Annotated in this window: 18 protein-coding genes; 14 read left to right on the top strand and 4 right to left on the bottom strand. The window is 59.4% G+C overall.

All coding sequences use genetic code 11. The features are described 5' to 3' along the window. From HWY05_RS33280 to HWY05_RS33290, 3 genes are all read right to left on the bottom strand, one after another. A partial coding sequence (locus tag HWY05_RS33280; protein WP_279614194.1) for a citrate/2-methylcitrate synthase occupies positions 1–377 on the bottom strand: 377 nt, incomplete at its 3' end. 160 nt (positions 378–537) lie between these two features. Next, a complete protein-coding gene (locus HWY05_RS33285) occupies positions 538–1,554 on the bottom strand; it encodes an aldolase/citrate lyase family protein (RefSeq protein WP_176061027.1) in 1,017 nt (338 codons plus the stop codon). A gap of 209 nt (positions 1,555–1,763) precedes the next feature. Continuing rightward, the gene (locus HWY05_RS33290; RefSeq protein WP_176061028.1) at positions 1,764–2,747 is read right to left on the bottom strand and encodes a malate dehydrogenase; all 984 of its coding nucleotides are present in this window, start codon (positions 2,745–2,747) and stop codon (positions 1,764–1,766) included. A 504-nt stretch (positions 2,748–3,251) separates the two neighbouring features. Between HWY05_RS33290 and HWY05_RS33295 the strand changes: the two genes are divergently transcribed. The 10 genes from HWY05_RS33295 to HWY05_RS33340 all read left to right on the top strand — a co-directional run bounded on the left by HWY05_RS33295 (position 3,252) and on the right by HWY05_RS33340 (position 12,642). After that, the gene (locus tag HWY05_RS33295) at positions 3,252–4,052 is read left to right on the top strand and encodes a GntR family transcriptional regulator (RefSeq protein ID WP_035560980.1); all 801 of its coding nucleotides are present in this window, start codon (positions 3,252–3,254) and stop codon (positions 4,050–4,052) included. 156 nt (positions 4,053–4,208) lie between these two features. Continuing rightward, positions 4,209–4,625 carry a succinate dehydrogenase, cytochrome b556 subunit gene (gene sdhC / locus HWY05_RS33300; RefSeq protein ID WP_035560982.1) on the top strand — a complete coding sequence of 139 codons (417 nt, stop codon included), beginning with the start codon at positions 4,209–4,211 and terminating at the stop codon, positions 4,623–4,625. Between the two features lie 4 nt (positions 4,626–4,629). Continuing rightward, positions 4,630–4,998: a succinate dehydrogenase, hydrophobic membrane anchor protein gene (gene sdhD / locus HWY05_RS33305; RefSeq protein WP_035560984.1), complete on the top strand. Its 369-nt coding sequence runs from the start codon at positions 4,630–4,632 to the stop codon at positions 4,996–4,998. Positions 4,999–5,002: 4 nt separating this feature from the next. Beyond that, on the top strand, positions 5,003–6,778 hold the full coding sequence (sdhA, locus tag HWY05_RS33310; protein WP_035560987.1) for a succinate dehydrogenase flavoprotein subunit: 1,776 nt from the start codon (positions 5,003–5,005) through the stop codon (positions 6,776–6,778). A gap of 24 nt (positions 6,779–6,802) precedes the next feature. Beyond that, positions 6,803–7,507, top strand: coding sequence for a succinate dehydrogenase iron-sulfur subunit (locus HWY05_RS33315; RefSeq protein ID WP_035560990.1), 705 nt, complete (start codon positions 6,803–6,805; stop codon positions 7,505–7,507). A 4-nt stretch (positions 7,508–7,511) separates the two neighbouring features. Beyond that, complete coding sequence (locus HWY05_RS33320; RefSeq protein ID WP_035564031.1) at positions 7,512–7,787, top strand: succinate dehydrogenase assembly factor 2; 276 nt, start codon at positions 7,512–7,514, stop codon at positions 7,785–7,787. Positions 7,788–7,859: 72 nt separating this feature from the next. Further along, positions 7,860–9,161: a citrate synthase gene (gltA, locus tag HWY05_RS33325; protein ID WP_035560993.1), complete on the top strand. Its 1,302-nt coding sequence runs from the start codon at positions 7,860–7,862 to the stop codon at positions 9,159–9,161. A gap of 258 nt (positions 9,162–9,419) precedes the next feature. Further along, on the top strand, positions 9,420–10,127 hold the full coding sequence (locus HWY05_RS33330) for a hypothetical protein (RefSeq protein ID WP_156126782.1): 708 nt from the start codon (positions 9,420–9,422) through the stop codon (positions 10,125–10,127). A 50-nt stretch (positions 10,128–10,177) separates the two neighbouring features. Beyond that, complete coding sequence (locus HWY05_RS33335; RefSeq protein WP_176061029.1) at positions 10,178–10,807, top strand: hypothetical protein; 630 nt, start codon at positions 10,178–10,180, stop codon at positions 10,805–10,807. A gap of 32 nt (positions 10,808–10,839) precedes the next feature. Continuing rightward, positions 10,840–12,642, top strand: a complete 1,803-nt coding sequence (locus HWY05_RS33340; protein WP_176061030.1) for an enterotoxin A family protein — start codon at positions 10,840–10,842, stop codon at positions 12,640–12,642. 22 nt (positions 12,643–12,664) lie between these two features. Here HWY05_RS33340 and HWY05_RS33345 read toward each other — a convergent pair whose 3' ends face one another. Further along, the gene (locus HWY05_RS33345) at positions 12,665–13,759 is read right to left on the bottom strand and encodes an AraC family transcriptional regulator (protein ID WP_176061031.1); all 1,095 of its coding nucleotides are present in this window, start codon (positions 13,757–13,759) and stop codon (positions 12,665–12,667) included. A 153-nt stretch (positions 13,760–13,912) separates the two neighbouring features. Here HWY05_RS33345 and HWY05_RS33350 point away from each other — a divergent pair, with 153 nt between their 5' ends. The 4 genes from HWY05_RS33350 to leuD all read left to right on the top strand — a co-directional run bounded on the left by HWY05_RS33350 (position 13,913) and on the right by leuD (position 17,651). Further along, complete coding sequence (locus HWY05_RS33350; RefSeq protein WP_176061032.1) at positions 13,913–15,163, top strand: DUF1479 domain-containing protein; 1,251 nt, start codon at positions 13,913–13,915, stop codon at positions 15,161–15,163. Positions 15,164–15,337: 174 nt separating this feature from the next. Beyond that, entirely contained in the window at positions 15,338–16,747 is a 1,410-nt protein-coding gene (leuC, locus tag HWY05_RS33355; RefSeq protein ID WP_035561001.1) for a 3-isopropylmalate dehydratase large subunit, read from the top strand. A gap of 8 nt (positions 16,748–16,755) precedes the next feature. Next, on the top strand, positions 16,756–16,911 hold the full coding sequence (locus tag HWY05_RS33360) for an entericidin A/B family lipoprotein (RefSeq protein ID WP_035561004.1): 156 nt from the start codon (positions 16,756–16,758) through the stop codon (positions 16,909–16,911). Positions 16,912–16,997: 86 nt separating this feature from the next. Next, positions 16,998–17,651 carry a 3-isopropylmalate dehydratase small subunit gene (leuD, locus tag HWY05_RS33365; RefSeq protein WP_035561007.1) on the top strand — a complete coding sequence of 218 codons (654 nt, stop codon included), beginning with the start codon at positions 16,998–17,000 and terminating at the stop codon, positions 17,649–17,651. The last annotated feature ends 39 nt before the right edge of the window (positions 17,652–17,690 follow it).

Below are 17,690 nucleotides of genomic sequence, written 5' to 3' on the forward strand. Positions count from 1 at the left end.
ACGGTGCCGAGCACCGAGACGCCGGTGCGCATCACGTCCATCGGGTGGGCGGCGGCCGGAATCCATTCGAGCGCGGCTTTCACGTTCGCGGGCAGGCCGCGCATGCCTTTGAGTTTGGTCTTGTACGCGGTCAGTTCGGCTTGGGTCGGCAGCTTTTCGTGGACCAGCAGATAGGCGATCTCTTCGAATTCGCACGCGCCGGCAATGTCGAGAATGTCGTAGCCGCGGTAATGCAGGTCGTTGCCGGTCTTGCCGACCGTGCACAGGGCGGTGTTGCCCGCCGTCACGCCCGACAGCGCAACGGATTTCTTCGGCTTGAAGCCGCTCTTGGGTTCGTCGCCGCTTTGTGCACCGGCGTTTTGCGTTGTCTCGCTCATCTCCCGCAATCTCCTTTGTGCCTGCTCGTTGCTTCAGGTTGAACCGCGTGTTCGACGTGTGCTGCGTGCTGCCTGATCTGATCCTGCGAGCCGCTTGCCCGGCGCCGCATGCCAGCGTGGTTCCGCGACGCGAGGCCGACGGTATGACGTGGCGTCAAGCTCATGATGCGGCGTGCGCGTTAGCGCCCACTTCCGCGAAGAGCGGCGCGGCGTCTTGTGCGATCGCGCGGCCCGTGGCTCGCGCACGGCGCAGCACCGACCAGTAGTAGCGGTAGCTGGCGCGATCGTGCAGCGTGTCGTGATGGCGCGTCGGCCCCCATTGGGCGGACTGCGCGGCGAGCAGGATCTCGGTGGCCGTGGCGATTTCTTCGTCGCGCGGGGCGAACGCGGCGACGATCGCCTCGATCTGCGCCGGATGGATGCTCCACATGCGCGTGTAGCCGAATTCGTTGCGAGCGCGCGCGGCGTCGTTCGCCACCACGCTCATATCGCGCACTTCCGTGCTGACGTTATGCGACGGCACCTTGCCGTAAGCGTGACACGCGGCCGATATCTCCAGCTTGGCCCGCCGCACCAGCGGATGATCGAACTGACCGGGCGAGCGCATCGCAGTATCGGGAATCGCGCCGTTGTGCGCGGACACGAAATCCATCAGGCCGAAGCTCAGGGCTTCGACGCCCGGCAGCGCGGCCAGATCGAACACGCGCGTGAGCGCGCCGTGCGTCTCGACCAGCAATTGCACCGGCACCGGTTGCGCGATGCCCAGCTCGCGGCGCATCGCCTCGATGTACGCGACCATTTCGGCGGCGTCGGCGACGTGACGGATCTTGGGCAGCGTGATGTAAGCAGGCGCTCGCTTCGCGGCCCGCAGAATGAGACGGACGTCGTCGCGCCAGTGCGCGTGATCGAAGTCGTGAATCCGCACGCCGACGCGGCCAAAGTGGTCATGCTCGCTGCCCAGCAGCGACGCGACCAGCTCCGCGTGTTCCGCTTCGCGACCCACCTGAGCGCCGTCTTCGCAATCGAGCGTGATGTCGAACACCGGCCCGAGTTGCTGCTGCAACGCGAGCGATTTCAGCATCAGCTTTTCGCTGCCGGCGTAGTGATCGCAGGCAGGCAGCACAGCGGGCGGCACTTCGCCGTCAAACAGCACTTCGGCGGGTGTGAGGGCGCGCATCTTCGGCGTCAGGAGCGTGGGAAATGTTGAGAGAAAGCTGATTCGGACGCGCTCTGCTCGCTGTACAGCTTGTCATGCCGTGAAGCAGCGGCGCAAAACGCGTTCGAATCAGGTGCGAACCGCCGTGTCGGCATCATCATTCGCACGTAAAAAACCGGAACCCGCCGCGGTGTTACTACGGAGGAGTTCCGGCTCATCTGCATGGGCGCTTAGCCGAGCAGGTGTTGAACGCCTTCGCGCTCTTCCAGCAGTTCGTTCAGCGTGCCGTCCATCTTCTCGCGCGAGAACGCGTCGATTTCCAGGCCTTCCACACGCTTGTATTCGCCGTTTTCGCACGTAACCGGCACACCGTAGATGATGTCTTCCGGAATGCCGTACGAACCGTCCGACGGGATACCCATGGTGACCCACTTGCCGTTCGTGCCGAGCACCCAGTCACGCACGTGGTCGATCGCAGCGTTAGCCGCCGACGCTGCCGACGACAGGCCGCGCGCTTCGATGATCGCTGCGCCGCGCTTGCCGACGGTCGGGATGAACGTGTTGCGGTTCCATTCTTCGTCGTTGATCAGCTTGGTCAGGTCTTGACCTTCTGCCGTTGCAATGCGGAAGTCCGGGTACATGGTCGGCGAGTGATTGCCCCACACGGCCAGCTTTTCGATCGACGCGACCGGCTTGCCCGACTTGGCGGCCAGTTGCGACAGTGCGCGGTTGTGGTCTAGGCGCAGCATGGCGGTGAAGTTCTTCTTCGGCAGATCCGGCGCCGACTTCATGGCGATGTAGGCGTTCGTGTTGGCCGGGTTGCCGACCACCAGCACCTTCACGTCGCGGCTCGCGACTTCGTTCAGCGCCTTGCCCTGAACCGTGAAGATTTCAGCGTTAGCCGACAGCAGGTCTTTACGCTCCATGCCTTTCGAACGCGGGCGGGCGCCGACCAGCAGGGCCACGTCGGCATCCTTGAATGCGACCTTCGGGTCGTCCGTGATCACGACGCCCGACAGCAGCGGGAATGCGCAATCATCCAGTTCCATCACGACGCCTTTGACGGCGCCTTGCGCTTGCGGCAGGTCGAGCAGTTGCAGGACAACCGGTTGGTCCTTGCCGAGCAGGTCGCCATTGGCGATGCGGAACAGCAGGGAGTAAGCGATTTGACCTGCGGCGCCGGTGACGGCAACGCGCTTTGCGGGCTTAGCCATTGAGAAATCTCCAGGACGATGCGTTAGACGCTAGGGAAAACGCCATTCTATATGTGCGTTCAGCGAAGCGTTGTGAAACACGGCGGAATTCACTGTTCGCGGACGACCTCGTAATCGTGACGAGGCCGGGTGGCGCGCTGCGACAAGACCGCCATGCCGGAAACCTGATTCTGTTACACCGAGCGGGGGAGCGGAATAATGAGGCGCCGAGTAGCCGCTGCACGGTGCGGGCTCCTGCAAACAGCGCGTTTCGGCAAGCGTCTGACCAACGAATGGCGGGCGGATCGAAACCTGAACTGCGAGGGAACAGCATGGTGCAGAGTGGCTGCCGGTGCGTCGCGGCGCTGCCTTCAGCAGCCTCCGAAAAACCCGCAAACCCTTGCTCGACAAGGAGTGTAGGAGTCGTCAGACACAAAGTCAACATTATCTTATGTCTTATATAAGACATATCTGTTGCGGGGAAAACCCTAGACGCGGCCTAGGCCTTTATGATGAAATGCGCGCATGAATTCGAACCCGGCGAACACAACGAATCCGAGCGGCCAGGCGGCCGCGGGCGAAGGTGTGCCCGCGGCCGTTCCCGCCACGTCGCCGACTTTCAGCCCCTTGTATCAGCAGATCAAGGGCTTGATTACGCAGAGCCTGGAAAGCGGCGAATGGAAGCCGGGCGAGATCATTCCTAGTGAAGTCGAATTGGCGGCCAGATACAAGGTCAGTCAGGGCACGGTGCGCAAGGCGATCGACGAACTTGCCGCGGACAACCTGCTGGTCCGTCGCCAGGGCAAAGGTACGTTTGTTGCAACGCACAACGAAGACCGCGCCCAGTTTCGCTTCCTCAGATTACTGGCCGATGACGGCGCGGAGCATCCGCACGTCAGCCGCCTGCTGGAGTGCCGGCGTTTGCGCGCTTCGGCGGACATCGCGCGGCAACTCGATCTCAAGCCCGCCGATCCGGTGGTGTTGATCAAACGTCTGCTGCAGTTCGACGGCGAAGTCACCGTGCTCGACGAAATCTGGCTGCCCGGTGCGGTGTTTCGCGGCCTCACGCTCGAACGACTGTCGGAGTATAAAGGTCCCCTCTACGCGATGTTCGAGACGGAATTCGGCACGCGCATGATCCGCGCCACGGAGAAGATCCGTGCGGTGGCGGCGGAACCCGCCGTGGCCGATCTGCTGAATGTGCCCGCTGGTTTTCCGCTGTTATCGGTCGAGCGCGTGTCCTATACATATGGTGACCGGCCGGTTGAGGTGCGCCGTGGTTGGTATGTCACAACCGGGTATTACTATCAGAACGATCTAAGCTGAACAGGCTGGAAAAAGGCGCGGCGTCCCACACCCGCGCCTGTTTGAAGGCGTCTTTATCGCGTGTGCTGTAACGGACCTGTCGTGGTTTTCGCTGCAGCGCGATATAAAAAGGCGCTAAAATTGCGGATTAGTGTGACTACATAGTAGGGGTCTAGCATGGCTGAAGCCGTAAAAAAACCGAGGCCGGAATTCCGGAACATCGGTATCGGGCAGATTTTGACGGCATACCGTCTCCCGCTAGCGGGGCGAGTGTCGATCTTGCACCGCTTGAGCGGTGGTCTGCTTTTTGTTTTTCTTCCGTTCCTGCTGTACCTCTTTGATCAGAGCCTGACGTCCGAACTCAGTTTCGATGTCTTCAAGGGCTTCCTCTCCAACATCATCGTCAAGCTCATCACGCTCGTTCTCGCGTGGGCCTTCCTGTTCCATTTCTGCGCAGGTGTGCGTCACCTGATCATGGACACGAGCCACGGCCTCACGACCAAAGAGAAGGGCAAGCAAACCTCCATCGTCGTACTGGTCGTTTCGTCGCTCCTGACGATTGTCTTCGCGCTCAAACTCTTCGGAGCATTCTAAAAAAATGGCAAGTAATAACCGAATTGGTCCGAAGCGTCTCGTCGTCGGCGCGCATTACGGTCTGCGCGACTGGCTCGCGCAACGCATCACCGCTGCCATCATGGCGGTCTATACGGTCATCCTGCTCGCCTGGTTCTTCGGCGCGCACGATTTCTCGTACGACGGCTGGGCGTCGATCTTCGCGACGCAATGGATGAAGCTCGCCACGTTTGTCACGCTGCTCTCGCTGTTCTATCACGCGTGGGTTGGTATCCGGGACATCTGGATGGACTATGTGAAGCCCGTTGGCACGCGCCTGCTGCTTCAAGCGCTGACGATCGTCTGGCTGCTCGCGTGTGCGGGCTACGCTGCGCAGATTCTCTGGAGAGTGTAAAAGAATGGCTGCAATCAAGAATTCTCTGCCGCGTCGCCGTTTCGACGTGGTTATCGTCGGTGCAGGCGGCTCGGGAATGCGCGCCTCGCTGCAACTCGCGCGCGCCGGTCTGTCGGTTTGCGTGCTGTCCAAAGTGTTCCCGACGCGTTCGCACACGGTGGCTGCTCAAGGCGGCATCGGCGCTTCGCTCGGCAACATGAGCGAAGACAACTGGCACTATCACTTCTACGACACGATCAAGGGTTCCGACTGGCTCGGCGACCAGGACGCGATCGAGTTCATGTGCCGCGAAGCACCGAACGCTGTCTACGAACTCGAACATTTCGGCATGCCGTTCGACCGTAACGCCGACGGCACGATTTACCAACGCCCGTTCGGCGGCCACACCGCGAACTACGGCGAAAAGCCGGTGCAACGCGCTTGCGCGGCCGCCGACCGTACCGGTCACGCGCTGCTGCACACGCTGTATCAGAAGAACGTCGAAGCCAAGACGCAGTTCTTCGTCGAATGGATGGCGCTGGATCTGATCCGCGACGCCGAAGGCGACGTGCTCGGCGTGACCGCGCTGGAAATGGAAACCGGCGACGTCTACATTCTCGAAGGCAAGACCACGCTGTTCGCTACGGGCGGCGCGGGCCGGATTTTCGCGGCCTCCACGAATGCGTTCATCAACACCGGTGACGGCCTGGGCATGGCCGCGCGTTCGGGCATCGCACTGCAAGACATGGAATTCTGGCAATTCCACCCGACCGGCGTGGCCGGCGCGGGCGTGCTGATTACCGAAGGCGTGCGCGGCGAAGGCGGCATTCTGCGTAACTCGAACGGCGAGCGTTTCATGGAACGCTACGCACCGACGCTGAAGGATCTGGCGCCGCGTGACTTCGTGTCGCGTTCGATGGACCAGGAAATCAAGGAAGGCCGCGGCGTGGGTCCGAACAAGGACCACGTGCTGCTCGACCTGTCGCACATCGGCGCCGAGACGATCATGAAGCGTCTGCCGTCGATCCGCGAAATCGCAATGAAGTTCGCGAACGTCGATTGTATTAAAGAGCCGATCCCGGTCGTGCCGACCATCCACTATCAGATGGGTGGCATTCCTACGAATATTCACGGCCAGGTCGTGGGTACGTCGAAGGGCGCGGAAGATCCGGTCAACGGTTTCTACGCCGTGGGCGAATGCTCGTGCGTGTCGGTGCACGGTGCGAACCGTCTCGGCACGAACTCGCTGCTGGACCTGGTGGTGTTCGGCCGCGCGGCCGGCAACCACATCGTCAAGCACGTGAAGGAAATCAAGGAGCACAAGCCGCTGCCGGCCGACGCTGCCGATTTCGCGCTGTCGCGTCTGGCCAAGCTGGATAGCTCGTCGTCGGGTGAGTACGCGCAATCGGTCGCGAACGACATTCGCGGCACGATGCAGAAGCACGCTGGCGTGTTCCGTACGTCGGCTCTGCTGTCGGAAGGTGTGGAGCGCATTCGCGAAGTGGCTGAACGCGTCGACAACATCCATCTGAAGGACAAGTCGAAGGTGTTCAACACCGCGCGTATCGAAGCGCTGGAAGTGGCGAACCTGATCGAAGTGGCCCGCGCCACGATGGTTTCCGCCGACGCTCGCAAAGAAAGCCGTGGCGCGCACGCGCAGAACGACTTCGAACATCGCGACGACGAAAACTGGCTGCGCCATACGCTGTGGTTCAGCGAAGGCGATCGCCTCGACTACAAGCCGGTTCACATGCAACCGCTGACGGTCGAATCGGTCCCGCCGAAAGCGCGGACCTTCTAAGGCACAAGCTAAAGGAATTCAGAAATGGCAAAGCGTACATTTGAAATTTATCGCTACGACCCGGACAAGGACGCAGCGCCGCGCATGCAGTCGTACGAGATCGAAATCGACTCGCACGAACGCATGCTGCTCGACGCGCTCCTGAAGTTGAAGGAAGTCGATGAAACGTTGTCGTTCCGCCGTTCGTGCCGTGAAGGCGTGTGCGGTTCGGACGCAATGAACATCAACGGCAAGAACGGTCTGGCTTGTCTGACGAACCTGAACGATCTGCCGCAAAAGATCGTGCTGCGTCCGCTGCCGGGTCTGCCGGTGGTGCGCGACCTGATCTGCGACTTCACGCAGTTCTTCAACCAGTACCACTCGATCAAGCCGTACCTGATCAACGACACGCCGCCGCCGGAAAAGGAACGTCTGCAGTCGCCGGAAGAGCGCGACGAGCTCGACGGCCTGTACGAATGTATTCTGTGCGCTAGCTGCTCGACGTCGTGCCCGAGCTTCTGGTGGAATCCGGACAAGTTCGTCGGCCCGGCTGGCCTGTTGCAAGCCTATCGTTTCATCGCGGACAGCCGCGACGAAGCAACGGGCGAGCGCCTCGACAACCTGGAAGATCCGTACCGTCTGTTCCGTTGCCATACCATCATGAATTGCGTCGACGTGTGCCCGAAGGGCCTGAACCCGACCAAGGCGATTGGCAAGATCAAGGAATTGATGGTACGTCGCGCTGTCTAGGATGATGAACCCAGAAACACCGCATCAGTCCGACCCTCTTCGCCGCGCGCGCCTTCGCTGGCGCGCGCGGCGCGGCCTGCTGGAAAACGATCTGATCTTTGAACGTTTTTTCGGCCGATATGAGCATGACCTCAGTGATGCCGACGTGGGCGCCCTTACGCGCCTGCTCGAGCTGAGCGATAACGACCTGATGGACTTGCTGCTGGCTCGCAAGGAACCGGAAGGCGACCTCGCGGACCCGGATGTGATCCGGGTGCTGGAGCTGCTGCGCAACGCTTGAGCGCCGCTAGTCCGTTGTTCCAGGCGTGCAATTATCGAAACCCTGTTTCCATACTTCGATTGAGGATGTGCTATGACCCCGTCAGATGTTAAAGCCACGCTATCGTTCAGCGACAATTCGCCGAGCGTTGAAATGCCGATTTACAAGGGCACTCTCGGCCCGGACGTGATCGACATCCGCAAGCTGTACGGCCAGACCGGCAAGTTCACGTACGACCCGGGCTTCATGTCGACGGCGGCTTGCAATTCGGCGATCACCTACATCGACGGCGACAAGGGCGAGCTCCTGTACCGCGGCTACCCGATCGACAACCTCGCGCAAAACGCGGACTTCCTCGAAACCTGCTATCTGCTGCTGAAAGGCGAACTGCCGAACGAACAGCAGAAAGAAGAGTTCGTGAACACCGTCACGAAGCACACGATGGTGCACGAGCAAATGCACTTCTTCTTCCGTGGCTTCCGTCGCGACGCACACCCGATGGCGATTCTGGTCGCGGCTGTCGGCGCGCTGTCGGCGTTCTATCACGACTCGCTCGACATCAACAATCCGCGTCACCGTGAAGTGTCGGCCATTCGCATGATCGCGAAGCTGCCGACGCTGGTCGCGATGGCGTACAAGTACAGCATCGGCCAGCCGTTTGCGTACCCGAAGAACGACCTGTCGTACAGCGCGAACTTCATGCACATGATGTTCTCGAACCCGTGCGAAGAGTACCAGGTCAACGACGTGCTGGTGCGCGCGCTCGACCGTATCCTGATTCTGCACGCGGATCATGAACAGAATGCGTCGACCTCGACCGTGCGTCTCGCCGGTTCGTCGGGCGCGAACCCGTTCGCGTGTATCGCGGCGGGTATCGCCTGTCTGTGGGGCCCGGCGCACGGTGGTGCGAACGAAGCCGCACTGAACATGCTGGAAGAAATCGGCTCGGTCGACAACATTCCTGAGTTCATCAAGCAGGTGAAGGACAAGAACTCGGGCGTGAAGCTGATGGGCTTCGGTCACCGCGTGTACAAGAATTACGATCCGCGTGCGAAGCTGATGCGCGAAACCTGCCACGAAGTGCTGGAAGAGCTGGGCCTGCACGACGACCCGCTGTTCAAGCTGGCCATGGCGCTGGAAAAGATCGCACTGGAAGACGAATACTTCGTGTCGCGCAAGCTGTACCCGAACGTCGACTTCTACTCGGGCATCGTGCAACGCGCGCTGGGCATCCCGACGTCCATGTTCACGTGTATCTTCGCGATGGCACGTACGGTGGGCTGGATTGCGCAGTGGAACGAAATGATCGCCGATCCGGAACAGAAGATTGGCCGTCCGCGTCAACTGTTTGTTGGCGATACGGAACGCGAAGCCAAGCCGATCACGCAACGTTGATCGACTGGTTTTAGCAGGATCGAAGCCCCGGCAATTGCCGGGGCTTTTTTGTTTGTGCGTCGGAAAAGACGCGTTTTTATTTGCCTGCGGTGCAATGCCTCAGGATGGTCCCGTTATTCAACGACTCGTTGAAACCGCGCTCTTTGCGCTTCCCGTAAAGAAGCATCTCCGGAACATGATGAAAATGTCATCGGCAGATCACGGGAAAGTAGACGGGACGTACGTACTATCAATTCACGAACCGACCTCGAAGCCGGAATGAGTTGGCAAGCCGGACTTAATCGGTTTCTGACGCGTCGTGACCTGAGGCGAGCAATTGCCTGCACCAAGGAGGGCAAGATGACGACAAAAGAAAAGTTCGGATTCGCAACCATACTCAATGCGGCCCTATGCGTTCTTCTTTTCTTGATGGTTGCGCGGAATGCGAGAGCGGAAGCGCCTACCCTTAGTACGATTATCGATTTTTCGGAATATTTTGCGAAAAAGTATGATTTATCTTACTACGACGGAAATGCATGGATTCCGTTGAGAAATTCGGCAACCACGGTGTCTTCAAGGCCGCGCTTCTCGTTCGAACAATCTCCGCCTCACGTATCTTCGTACAAGTATGCAATTTACGTGAAGGAAAAGAATAATACGAACGCGGACTTTTATTTATTTATTTCGACAAACAAAGACCCGTGCATCGTGCAGATGGCAAGGTCCGGCAACCTGGCAGGCGAAGTGTTAGGGGTTGTCTACAACGTGACGACCCAATATACGGACCTCTCGATCGGTCATGTTTTCAATTCCAATGTTTCGACGTCTTATTCTGTTTGCAGTCGCGATAATACGCTTGCGGTACGGTTTTTCGATCCGCTGACTAGCGGTGTACCGATTGCAATAGGATCGTACGCGAATATGAATGAGCGGATTTCAGAAACCTATATTTTTTTAAACACCGAGGGCATCCTGTATCCACGATAGTGGTCTGATTCAATGCCAACCAGAATTGAACGTTCATTGAGGAGGGCAAGGTGAGGCTGAGACGAAAGCTGAGATTCGCGGCTGCAACACTTGTGATTCTGTCAGTGCTCGGTTTCGCGACGTCGCCGATTGCAATTGCCGCGAACGGACCCGTGCTTTACATAAACGTCAGTTTCACGCCGATCTTTGCGCAGCGATACGGGCTATCTTATTACAAGGATAGCAACTGGTCTTCATTGGCGAATTCAGGGGGCACAGTACAACTGAATCCGCGCTTTTCGTTCGAGAAACCGATCCCGGAGAAATCCATCTACAAATATGCGATTAGTCTGGCCGACAAGAATAACTCGAATATCGACCTCTATCTGTTTATTTCCACCAGCAAGAAGCCCTGCATCGTCCAGAAAACAACCGCCAGTCAATTGAATGACAGTACGTTAGGATTTTATTACGATGTGGTCGCGCAATACGTCAATCTATCGATTGAGAGAAATTTTAATTCAAATGTTTCGGTTAGCTATTCCGTTTGTAGCCGTGAAAATTCGCTTTCTCTGAGATTTTTCGACCCGATCGCCGGCGGGATACCGATCGGCATAGGATCTTATGTGATGGGCGAGCCGGACGAGCGGGTTTCTGAAACCTATATTATTTTCAATACAGAAGGAATCCTGTATCCCTAATGCTTCAGGGGCGACTCAAAATAGGTGGATATATGAGGATATCGGCGAGCGTTGGCGCTTTATGCGTGCTGCTATTTTGTGCAGTCGGAAATGTCGTTGCGCAGCCAGCGCAAATACCGGATCTGGTTTATCGGGCTGACACGCGCACGCCAAACGAAGTAAGACGCGCAGGCGGATTCGTTGCGAGGGGCGTCGACACATCGCGTCCCGGAACGATTGCCAACATGAGTCTCTTCAATCACGCAACCGGGCATGCCGGGCCGGACAATGACTATTCAGGTTACGTTGCCACGAGCAGTGATTTTATTCGGGCTTACCGCTGGTTGTGGGACCACGGGGGAGGTTTTCGGACCGGTTATGTCTACACGATCCGGCCGACGGCAAATTTCATCGACGTCAACGCCAGTCTTGGAAGGTTTCTAGACCCAGTGCTGCGTGCGGAGAATGAATGGGCCGCAATGGGACGAATCCATTGGTATCAGGTTGTCGGTTGGCGGTCCGCGGCCGAAGCTCCTTCCACGCCGATGACACCCAATCCTCAATACAATCCCAATCATATTGCTTTCACGTTACCGCCCCCGGGATCGCAACCGCAGCTTGCCCATTTCCCCGTGGGGCATGCAGCGTGGAACGAAATGCCGTGGACGGAATACACCAGTTGCGGAAGGCTATCCACACCCGCTGCGCGGCAGGCTGCAAGATCCGCGGCGGATCAATGTATCCCGTTCGAAAATGGAGCAATGGACCACGATTACTACACGGGATATCTGGCGGCTTTAAGTTCGACCGCCTGTGGCGGCCCATGCCTGGAAGGGGAGCGCAGCGCAAATCAGGAAGCGGATTTTTACGCGACGGTGAATATTATTGTGGATGGTGCAGGGCACGGATACTGTAACGGCAGTTGGGAGGAAATGCCGGAGAGCATCGCGGACATCTATAAAGAATCGCTATGCGCGCGCATGGACGTGGGCGACAAATTTCGCACTCGTGGAGGCTACTTGCTAAAAAGTGCCGATTCAAGCTGCATGATTATATATAACCGGGATACGGAGTTAACCAACGGCGAAATATGCACAACCTCAAAGCATCCGATACACATGACAAATAGTCCGGTTCCCGGATGTCCCACCGGCTATCAACTCGTGACGGCAGAAGACATTGAGAAAGATTCGAGTATCTGTTCGACGCATCTCGAGTTGCATTCCTTTGCCAGACTTGCCGGAAAAAACGTAGTGTCGGGAAGCGAGAACGTACCCTGTGTAATAACAAAAAGCACTAACCAAACCGAAACGTCTTTATGCAAGAAAATCTCTCGCGTAACGTCTGAAGTGGTGGTTTCCTCTGAATCGCCACAAGGCTCGGCGTGCTGGGGAAATTATTCGCCGGTCAACGTGAGGCAGGCAATGGCGCATCAATCGGAGTTGTGCTCCATGCTGTCTCATTCGGCGGGCGGTGTTAGAGAAATCGGCCTGGCTGACGGCTGGTTCAGCACGGTGACCTGCAATGTTTGGCAGGGAACGCTTCAGCGAAAACCGGCGCTCACGTTTTGCAATAACGGTATCGGTCAAGGGAACAAGTTTCTTTCAACCACTAAAGTGGCGAAAGGTGGAGAAACCTGTCCCGCCGGGTTCGAATTAATGCCGGAATGGGAACTGCTGGCAGATCCCCGCATCTGCTGGGAAGCCTTGCCGCCCGGATCGACGGCACGTCTGGCTAACGCCGCCTCCGTGACGGTGCCGGGTCCTAACGAAACTAATCAGAGGTGCACGACAAAAGAGTCCGACCCGTCAACGTTGACAATGGCCGTCTGCAAAGCGGTTCGGCCTGTTCACTAGACGATTCACCCGCAACCTGACCTCATTGACGAGGCATGCGCTGCGATCGACGTCCTGATCGCTCCAGCGAAGTGGGGCGCGTGTCCAGCTCAGCCGAGGTGGCATCTTTCGGCGCATGCCCGTGTGCTTCGAAGAATTGCCGATAAGCACTAGGCGTCATGCCGCGCGACGCAAGAAATTGCCGGTTGAAATGGGCGAGGCTTGGAAATCCCGCTTTCGTTGCGATCAATGAGATCGGCCACGCCGTGGCGGTCAATTGCCGCGCGGCGTAACCAATGCGCAGGCGGTTCAGATATCGTCCAACACTTTCGCCCACATGCCGCACGAAGTACCGGTGCAACGAGCGCTCCGAGAGGTTTGCCACGGAACACAGTTCGGCGATCCGCAGCGGTTCGTGAAACCGCCGGTCCAACAGATCGAGCACCCGATTCAGGCGCTCCGCTTGTGATGCACTGCCGCCGGGCGCGACAGCGGGCGTGAGGCTGGAACGTTGCCCGCTTGACGCGAGCGGAGGTGGTTGCGTTGTTTGCGCCCCGTCCATCGGCCATTGCCCCTGATTCGACCGCGCACCGCGAACGCTCGAAGGCTGCGCCGCCTGTCGATGTATCACGGGTGACGCCAGCGGCTCGGCCTCCGCATCCGAGAGGTCAGCCAGCACCTCCAGCACCGCGCCGAGCCGCACACGCGGCGACTGATCGTCCAGCAACGCATCCATGCGGCCGCGCATCAGGGCGGCGGCTTCGCTCGCGAATCGCAGCCCTGGCGCGCCACGCCTGAGCAGCGTGCGCAATGCCGCGAACTCCGGGCAGCAATCGGCGATACGCCGCACCCAATCGCCACTGAACCAGATCACGATCGCCACCTGCGGCTCGCGCGGGTCGATCGGTTCGACGGAGGCCCACGTGTGTGGCATATCCGGCGGCACCAGCACGAGATCGTCGCCGTCATATTCGGCGCTGTGATCGCCGATAAAGCGGCGGCCACGGCTATTCATGGTCAGCGTCAGTTCGTATTCCGGGTGGTGATGCCATTCGAACGGAATCTGCGCGAGTTGGCGATGATAAACGCGCACAGAACAGCCATCGGGAATGGTGACGCGTTCGTATTGAGGTTTCACGTGAGGCAACCTGGTCGCGAGAGGGAGAACACGGCGAATGTCCAAATTGTATCGATACTTGGCCGGATAGGATGCATGCGGGCTGGTAAAGGTCCTTAATCTGGCAGCGAGTCAACACACAAAAACCGATCCAGCGATTCAAGGAGACACGCCATGCCGCTCGTTATCGACAATCTTCCCGAGGCGATTCGCGCCACGAAACGTGCTTTGCGCGCCGCGTTGCCCAACTACAAGCAGGTGTTCAACGAAGTGGAAGGTGCGATCCGTCAGCAGGTCGACGCCATTCGACGCGACCGCGAGCAGGGGCGCGAAGCGATTCCAGTGTTCGACTATGCGTCGATCGTTTCCGGCGACGTCGATCCGCGCACGATCGCCAGTATCAAGACCCGCGGCGCCTGCGTGGTGCGGCGCGTGTTCGACCCGCAGCAAGCGGGCGACTGGAACGACGAAATCGCCGATTACGTCGAGCGCAACAACCTCGACGGCAAGCTCGCACATCGCGCCGAAGACAAATACTTCGGCAACCTGTCCTCCAGCAAGCCGCAGATTTACGGCGTCTACTGGTCGAAGCCGCAAACGGCCGCGCGGCAGTCCGAACAACTGACTCACACGCAGGTGTTTCTGAACCGCCTGTGGACCTCGGAAAGCGAGGGCAAGACCCACTTCGACCCTGAGCGAGTGCCGGTCTACGCGGACCGGATTCGCCGTCGACTGCCAGGATCGGAATCGCTGGGTTTGTCGCCGCACGTCGACGGCGGGTCGGTCGAGCGCTGGCTCGATCCGAATTTTCAAAAGGTCTACCGGCACGTGGTGTCGGGCAACTGGCGCGCCTACGATCCGTTCGACGCCGCGTTTCGCCCCGATGTGCAGGAGATTGCTTCGCCGGCGGTGTGTTCGATGTTCCGCACGTTTCAAGGCTGGACCGCGCTCACGCCGCAAGGCCCCGGCGACGGTACGCTGCAACTGATCCCGATCGCCAGCGCGATGGCCTACGTGGTCCTGCGCGCGTTGCAGGACGACGTGCCCGACGACGAACTGTGCGGCGCGCAACCGGCCCGCGCGCTGTCGATCCAGCCGGCGTGGCACAGCCTGCTGCTCGAGGCGGTCACGCCGATCCCTCACATGCAACCCGGCGACGCCGTGTTCTGGCACAGCGACGTCGTGCATTCCGTTGAAGACACGCATCGGGGCAGCGGCTACAGCAACGTGATGTACATCGCGTCCGCGCCGTGGTGCGCAAAAAACGACGCGTATCTTAAGCGGCAACTGCCGAGCTTCCTGCGCGGCGACAGCCCGCCGGACTTCCCCGCCGATCACTTCGAAACCGACTTCACGGGACGCGCGCAGGAGAGCGATCTGACGCCGCTGGGACGCGTGCAACTCGGATTCGACCTCGAACGCTGAGGCGAGCCGGAGCGCGGCCCCGGCTGCCGGGTGGCGTCGATACAGGTATCGTCACTACCACCCAACTCCCTGTTTTTTATCGGTTTTCTCCGTGGATGTGCGGCCCAAAGGGAAGCGCTGCGTGGCATAATCGACCGACACAGTCAGCCCGCAGTCAACTATCCCGCATACACCATGGCACAGACTCTCTACGACAAATTGTGGAACACGCACGTGATCCACACGGAAGAAGACGGTACGACGATTCTTTATATCGACCGTCATCTGCTGCACGAAGTGACCAGCCCGCAGGCATTCGAAGGCCTGAAGCTGGCTGAGCGTCCGGTGTGGCGCATCAGCGCGAATCTGGCGGTCTCCGACCACAACGTGCCCACCACCGACCGCAGCCACGGCATCGCCGATCCGGTTTCGAAGCTGCAAGTCGACACGCTGGATACGAACTGCGACGCCTACGGCATCACGCAGTTCAAGATGAACGACCTGCGTCAAGGCATCGTGCACATCATCGGGCCGGAGCAGGGTGCCACGCTGCCGGGCATGACGATCGTCTGCGGCGACTCGCACACGTCCACGCACGGTGCGTTCGGCGCGCTCGCGCACGGCATCGGCACGTCCGAAGTCGAGCACGTGCTGGCCACGCAAACGCTCTTGCAGAAGAAGAGCAAGAACATGCTGGTGAAGGTCGAAGGTCCGCTGCCGCGCGGCTGCACCGCGAAAGACATCGTGCTCGCGATCATCGGCAAGATCGGCACCGCGGGCGGCACCGGTTACGCGATCGAATTCGGCGGTTCGACAATTCGCGCGCTGTCCATGGAAGGCCGCATGACGGTCTGCAACATGGCGATCGAAGCCGGCGCGCGCGCCGGCATGGTCGCGGTAGATAACACCACGGTCGAGTACCTGAAAGGCCGTCCGTTCTCGCCGGAAGGCGTGGAATGGGATCACGCGGTCGAATACTGGAAGCAGTTCAAGACGGACGACGGCGCGCAATTCGACCGCGTGGTCGAGCTGAACGCTGCCGAGATCGTGCCGCAAGTCACCTGGGGCACGTCGCCGGAAATGGTCACGGCCGTGGACGGCCGCGTGCCGGACCCGGAACGTGAAAAAGACCCGGTCAAGCGCGACGCGATGGAACGTGCGTTGAAATACATGGCGCTCGAACCGAACGCACCGATCGAGTCGATCAAGCCGGATAAAATCTTCATCGGGTCGTGCACCAACGCGCGCATTGAAGACATTCGCGCCGCGGCTTACGTCGTCAAGAAACTCGGCCGCCGCGTCGCACCGAACATCCGCCTTGCCATGGTCGTGCCGGGTTCGGGTCTGGTGAAGGCGCAAGCGGAACGCGAAGGCCTCGACAAGGTCTTTACCGATGCCGGTTTCGAATGGCGTGAACCCGGTTGCTCGATGTGCCTCGCCATGAACGCCGACCGGCTGGATCCGGGCGAGCGTTGCGCGTCCACGTCGAATCGTAATTTTGAAGGTCGTCAGGGTGCCGGTGGCCGTACCCACCTGGTCAGCCCCGCGATGGCTGCGGCTGCGGCCATCGAAGGGCATTTCGTCGATATTCGCAAGCTTGGATAAACCGCAAGATGAAGAACATGAATCGCACCACTCTATTGCGCCGTTTCGCGCTCGGTACTCTGGCTGGGCTATTGCTCGGTCTGGCCGGCTGCAACACGGTGCACGGATTCGGCGAGGACATGTCACACCTCGGCAATTCGATCAGCAATCACGCTGATAAATGAGCGGTTTTTGATTGTTGCCGGCTTTGCGGCGAGCGGCATTCCAGCCGCCGCGCGCATTGCCCGCTTTTGAAACAGGCGCAAGCGTCATGGATAAATTCATCGTACACACCGGCGTCGTGGCGCCGCTCGATCGCGAGAACGTCGACACGGACGCGATCATTCCGAAGCAATTCCTGAAGTCGATCAAGCGCACGGGTTTCGGCCCGAACGCGTTCGACGAATGGCGTTACCTCGATCACGGCGAACCGGGCCAGGACAATTCGAAGCGTCCGCTGAATCCGGATTTCGTGCTGAACCAGGCGCGTTATCAGGGCGCCTCCGTGCTGCTGGCGCGCAAGAACTTCGGCTGCGGCAGCTCGCGTGAGCATGCGCCGTGGGCGCTCCAGCAATACGGCTTCCGCGCGATCATCGCGCCGAGCTTCGCCGATATTTTCTATAACAACTGCTTCAAGAACGGCGTGCTGCCGATCGTGCTGACGGAGCAGGAAGTCGATCATCTGTTCAACGAGACCTACGCGTTCAACGGGTTCGAGCTGACCGTCGACCTCGAGGCGCAAGTTGTGCGCACGTCGGACGGCGGCGCCGCGTATCCGTTCGAAGTCGCCGGCTTCCGCAAGTACTGCCTGCTGAACGGTTTCGACGATATCGGCCTCACGCTGCGTCACGCGGACAAGATTCGCCAGTTCGAAGCGGAACGCCTGACCAAGCAGCCGTGGCTGAATCACCGCATCGTCGGCTAACGCACGCGTTCCACTTTCTCGAAGCAAACCTCAAGGAAT

The organism is Paraburkholderia sp. BCC1876, from assembly GCF_902833695.1.
Classification (GTDB): Bacteria; Pseudomonadota; Gammaproteobacteria; order Burkholderiales; family Burkholderiaceae; genus Paraburkholderia.

Excerpts from the sequence above, each read along its gene's own strand:
- sdhA (WP_035560987.1), top strand. The coding sequence starts at position 5,003 with ATGGCTGCAATCAAGAATTCTCTGCCGCGTCGCCGTTTCGACGTGGTT.
- HWY05_RS33330 (WP_156126782.1), top strand. The coding sequence starts at position 9,420 with ATGAGTTGGCAAGCCGGACTTAATCGGTTTCTGACGCGTCGTGACCTG.
- leuD (WP_035561007.1), top strand. The coding sequence starts at position 16,998 with ATGGATAAATTCATCGTACACACCGGCGTCGTGGCGCCGCTCGATCGC.
- HWY05_RS33340 (WP_176061030.1), top strand. The coding sequence starts at position 10,840 with ATGAGGATATCGGCGAGCGTTGGCGCTTTATGCGTGCTGCTATTTTGT.
- HWY05_RS33360 (WP_035561004.1), top strand. The coding sequence starts at position 16,756 with ATGAAGAACATGAATCGCACCACTCTATTGCGCCGTTTCGCGCTCGGT.
- HWY05_RS33315 (WP_035560990.1), top strand. The coding sequence starts at position 6,803 with ATGGCAAAGCGTACATTTGAAATTTATCGCTACGACCCGGACAAGGAC.
- sdhD (WP_035560984.1), top strand. The coding sequence starts at position 4,630 with ATGGCAAGTAATAACCGAATTGGTCCGAAGCGTCTCGTCGTCGGCGCG.
- HWY05_RS33295 (WP_035560980.1), top strand. The coding sequence starts at position 3,252 with ATGAATTCGAACCCGGCGAACACAACGAATCCGAGCGGCCAGGCGGCC.
- HWY05_RS33350 (WP_176061032.1), top strand. The coding sequence starts at position 13,913 with ATGCCGCTCGTTATCGACAATCTTCCCGAGGCGATTCGCGCCACGAAA.
- sdhC (WP_035560982.1), top strand. The coding sequence starts at position 4,209 with ATGGCTGAAGCCGTAAAAAAACCGAGGCCGGAATTCCGGAACATCGGT.
- HWY05_RS33320 (WP_035564031.1), top strand. The coding sequence starts at position 7,512 with ATGAACCCAGAAACACCGCATCAGTCCGACCCTCTTCGCCGCGCGCGC.
- HWY05_RS33285 (WP_176061027.1), bottom strand. The coding sequence starts at position 1,554 with ATGCGCGCCCTCACACCCGCCGAAGTGCTGTTTGACGGCGAAGTGCCG.
- HWY05_RS33290 (WP_176061028.1), bottom strand. The coding sequence starts at position 2,747 with ATGGCTAAGCCCGCAAAGCGCGTTGCCGTCACCGGCGCCGCAGGTCAA.
- leuC (WP_035561001.1), top strand. The coding sequence starts at position 15,338 with ATGGCACAGACTCTCTACGACAAATTGTGGAACACGCACGTGATCCAC.
- gltA (WP_035560993.1), top strand. The coding sequence starts at position 7,860 with ATGACCCCGTCAGATGTTAAAGCCACGCTATCGTTCAGCGACAATTCG.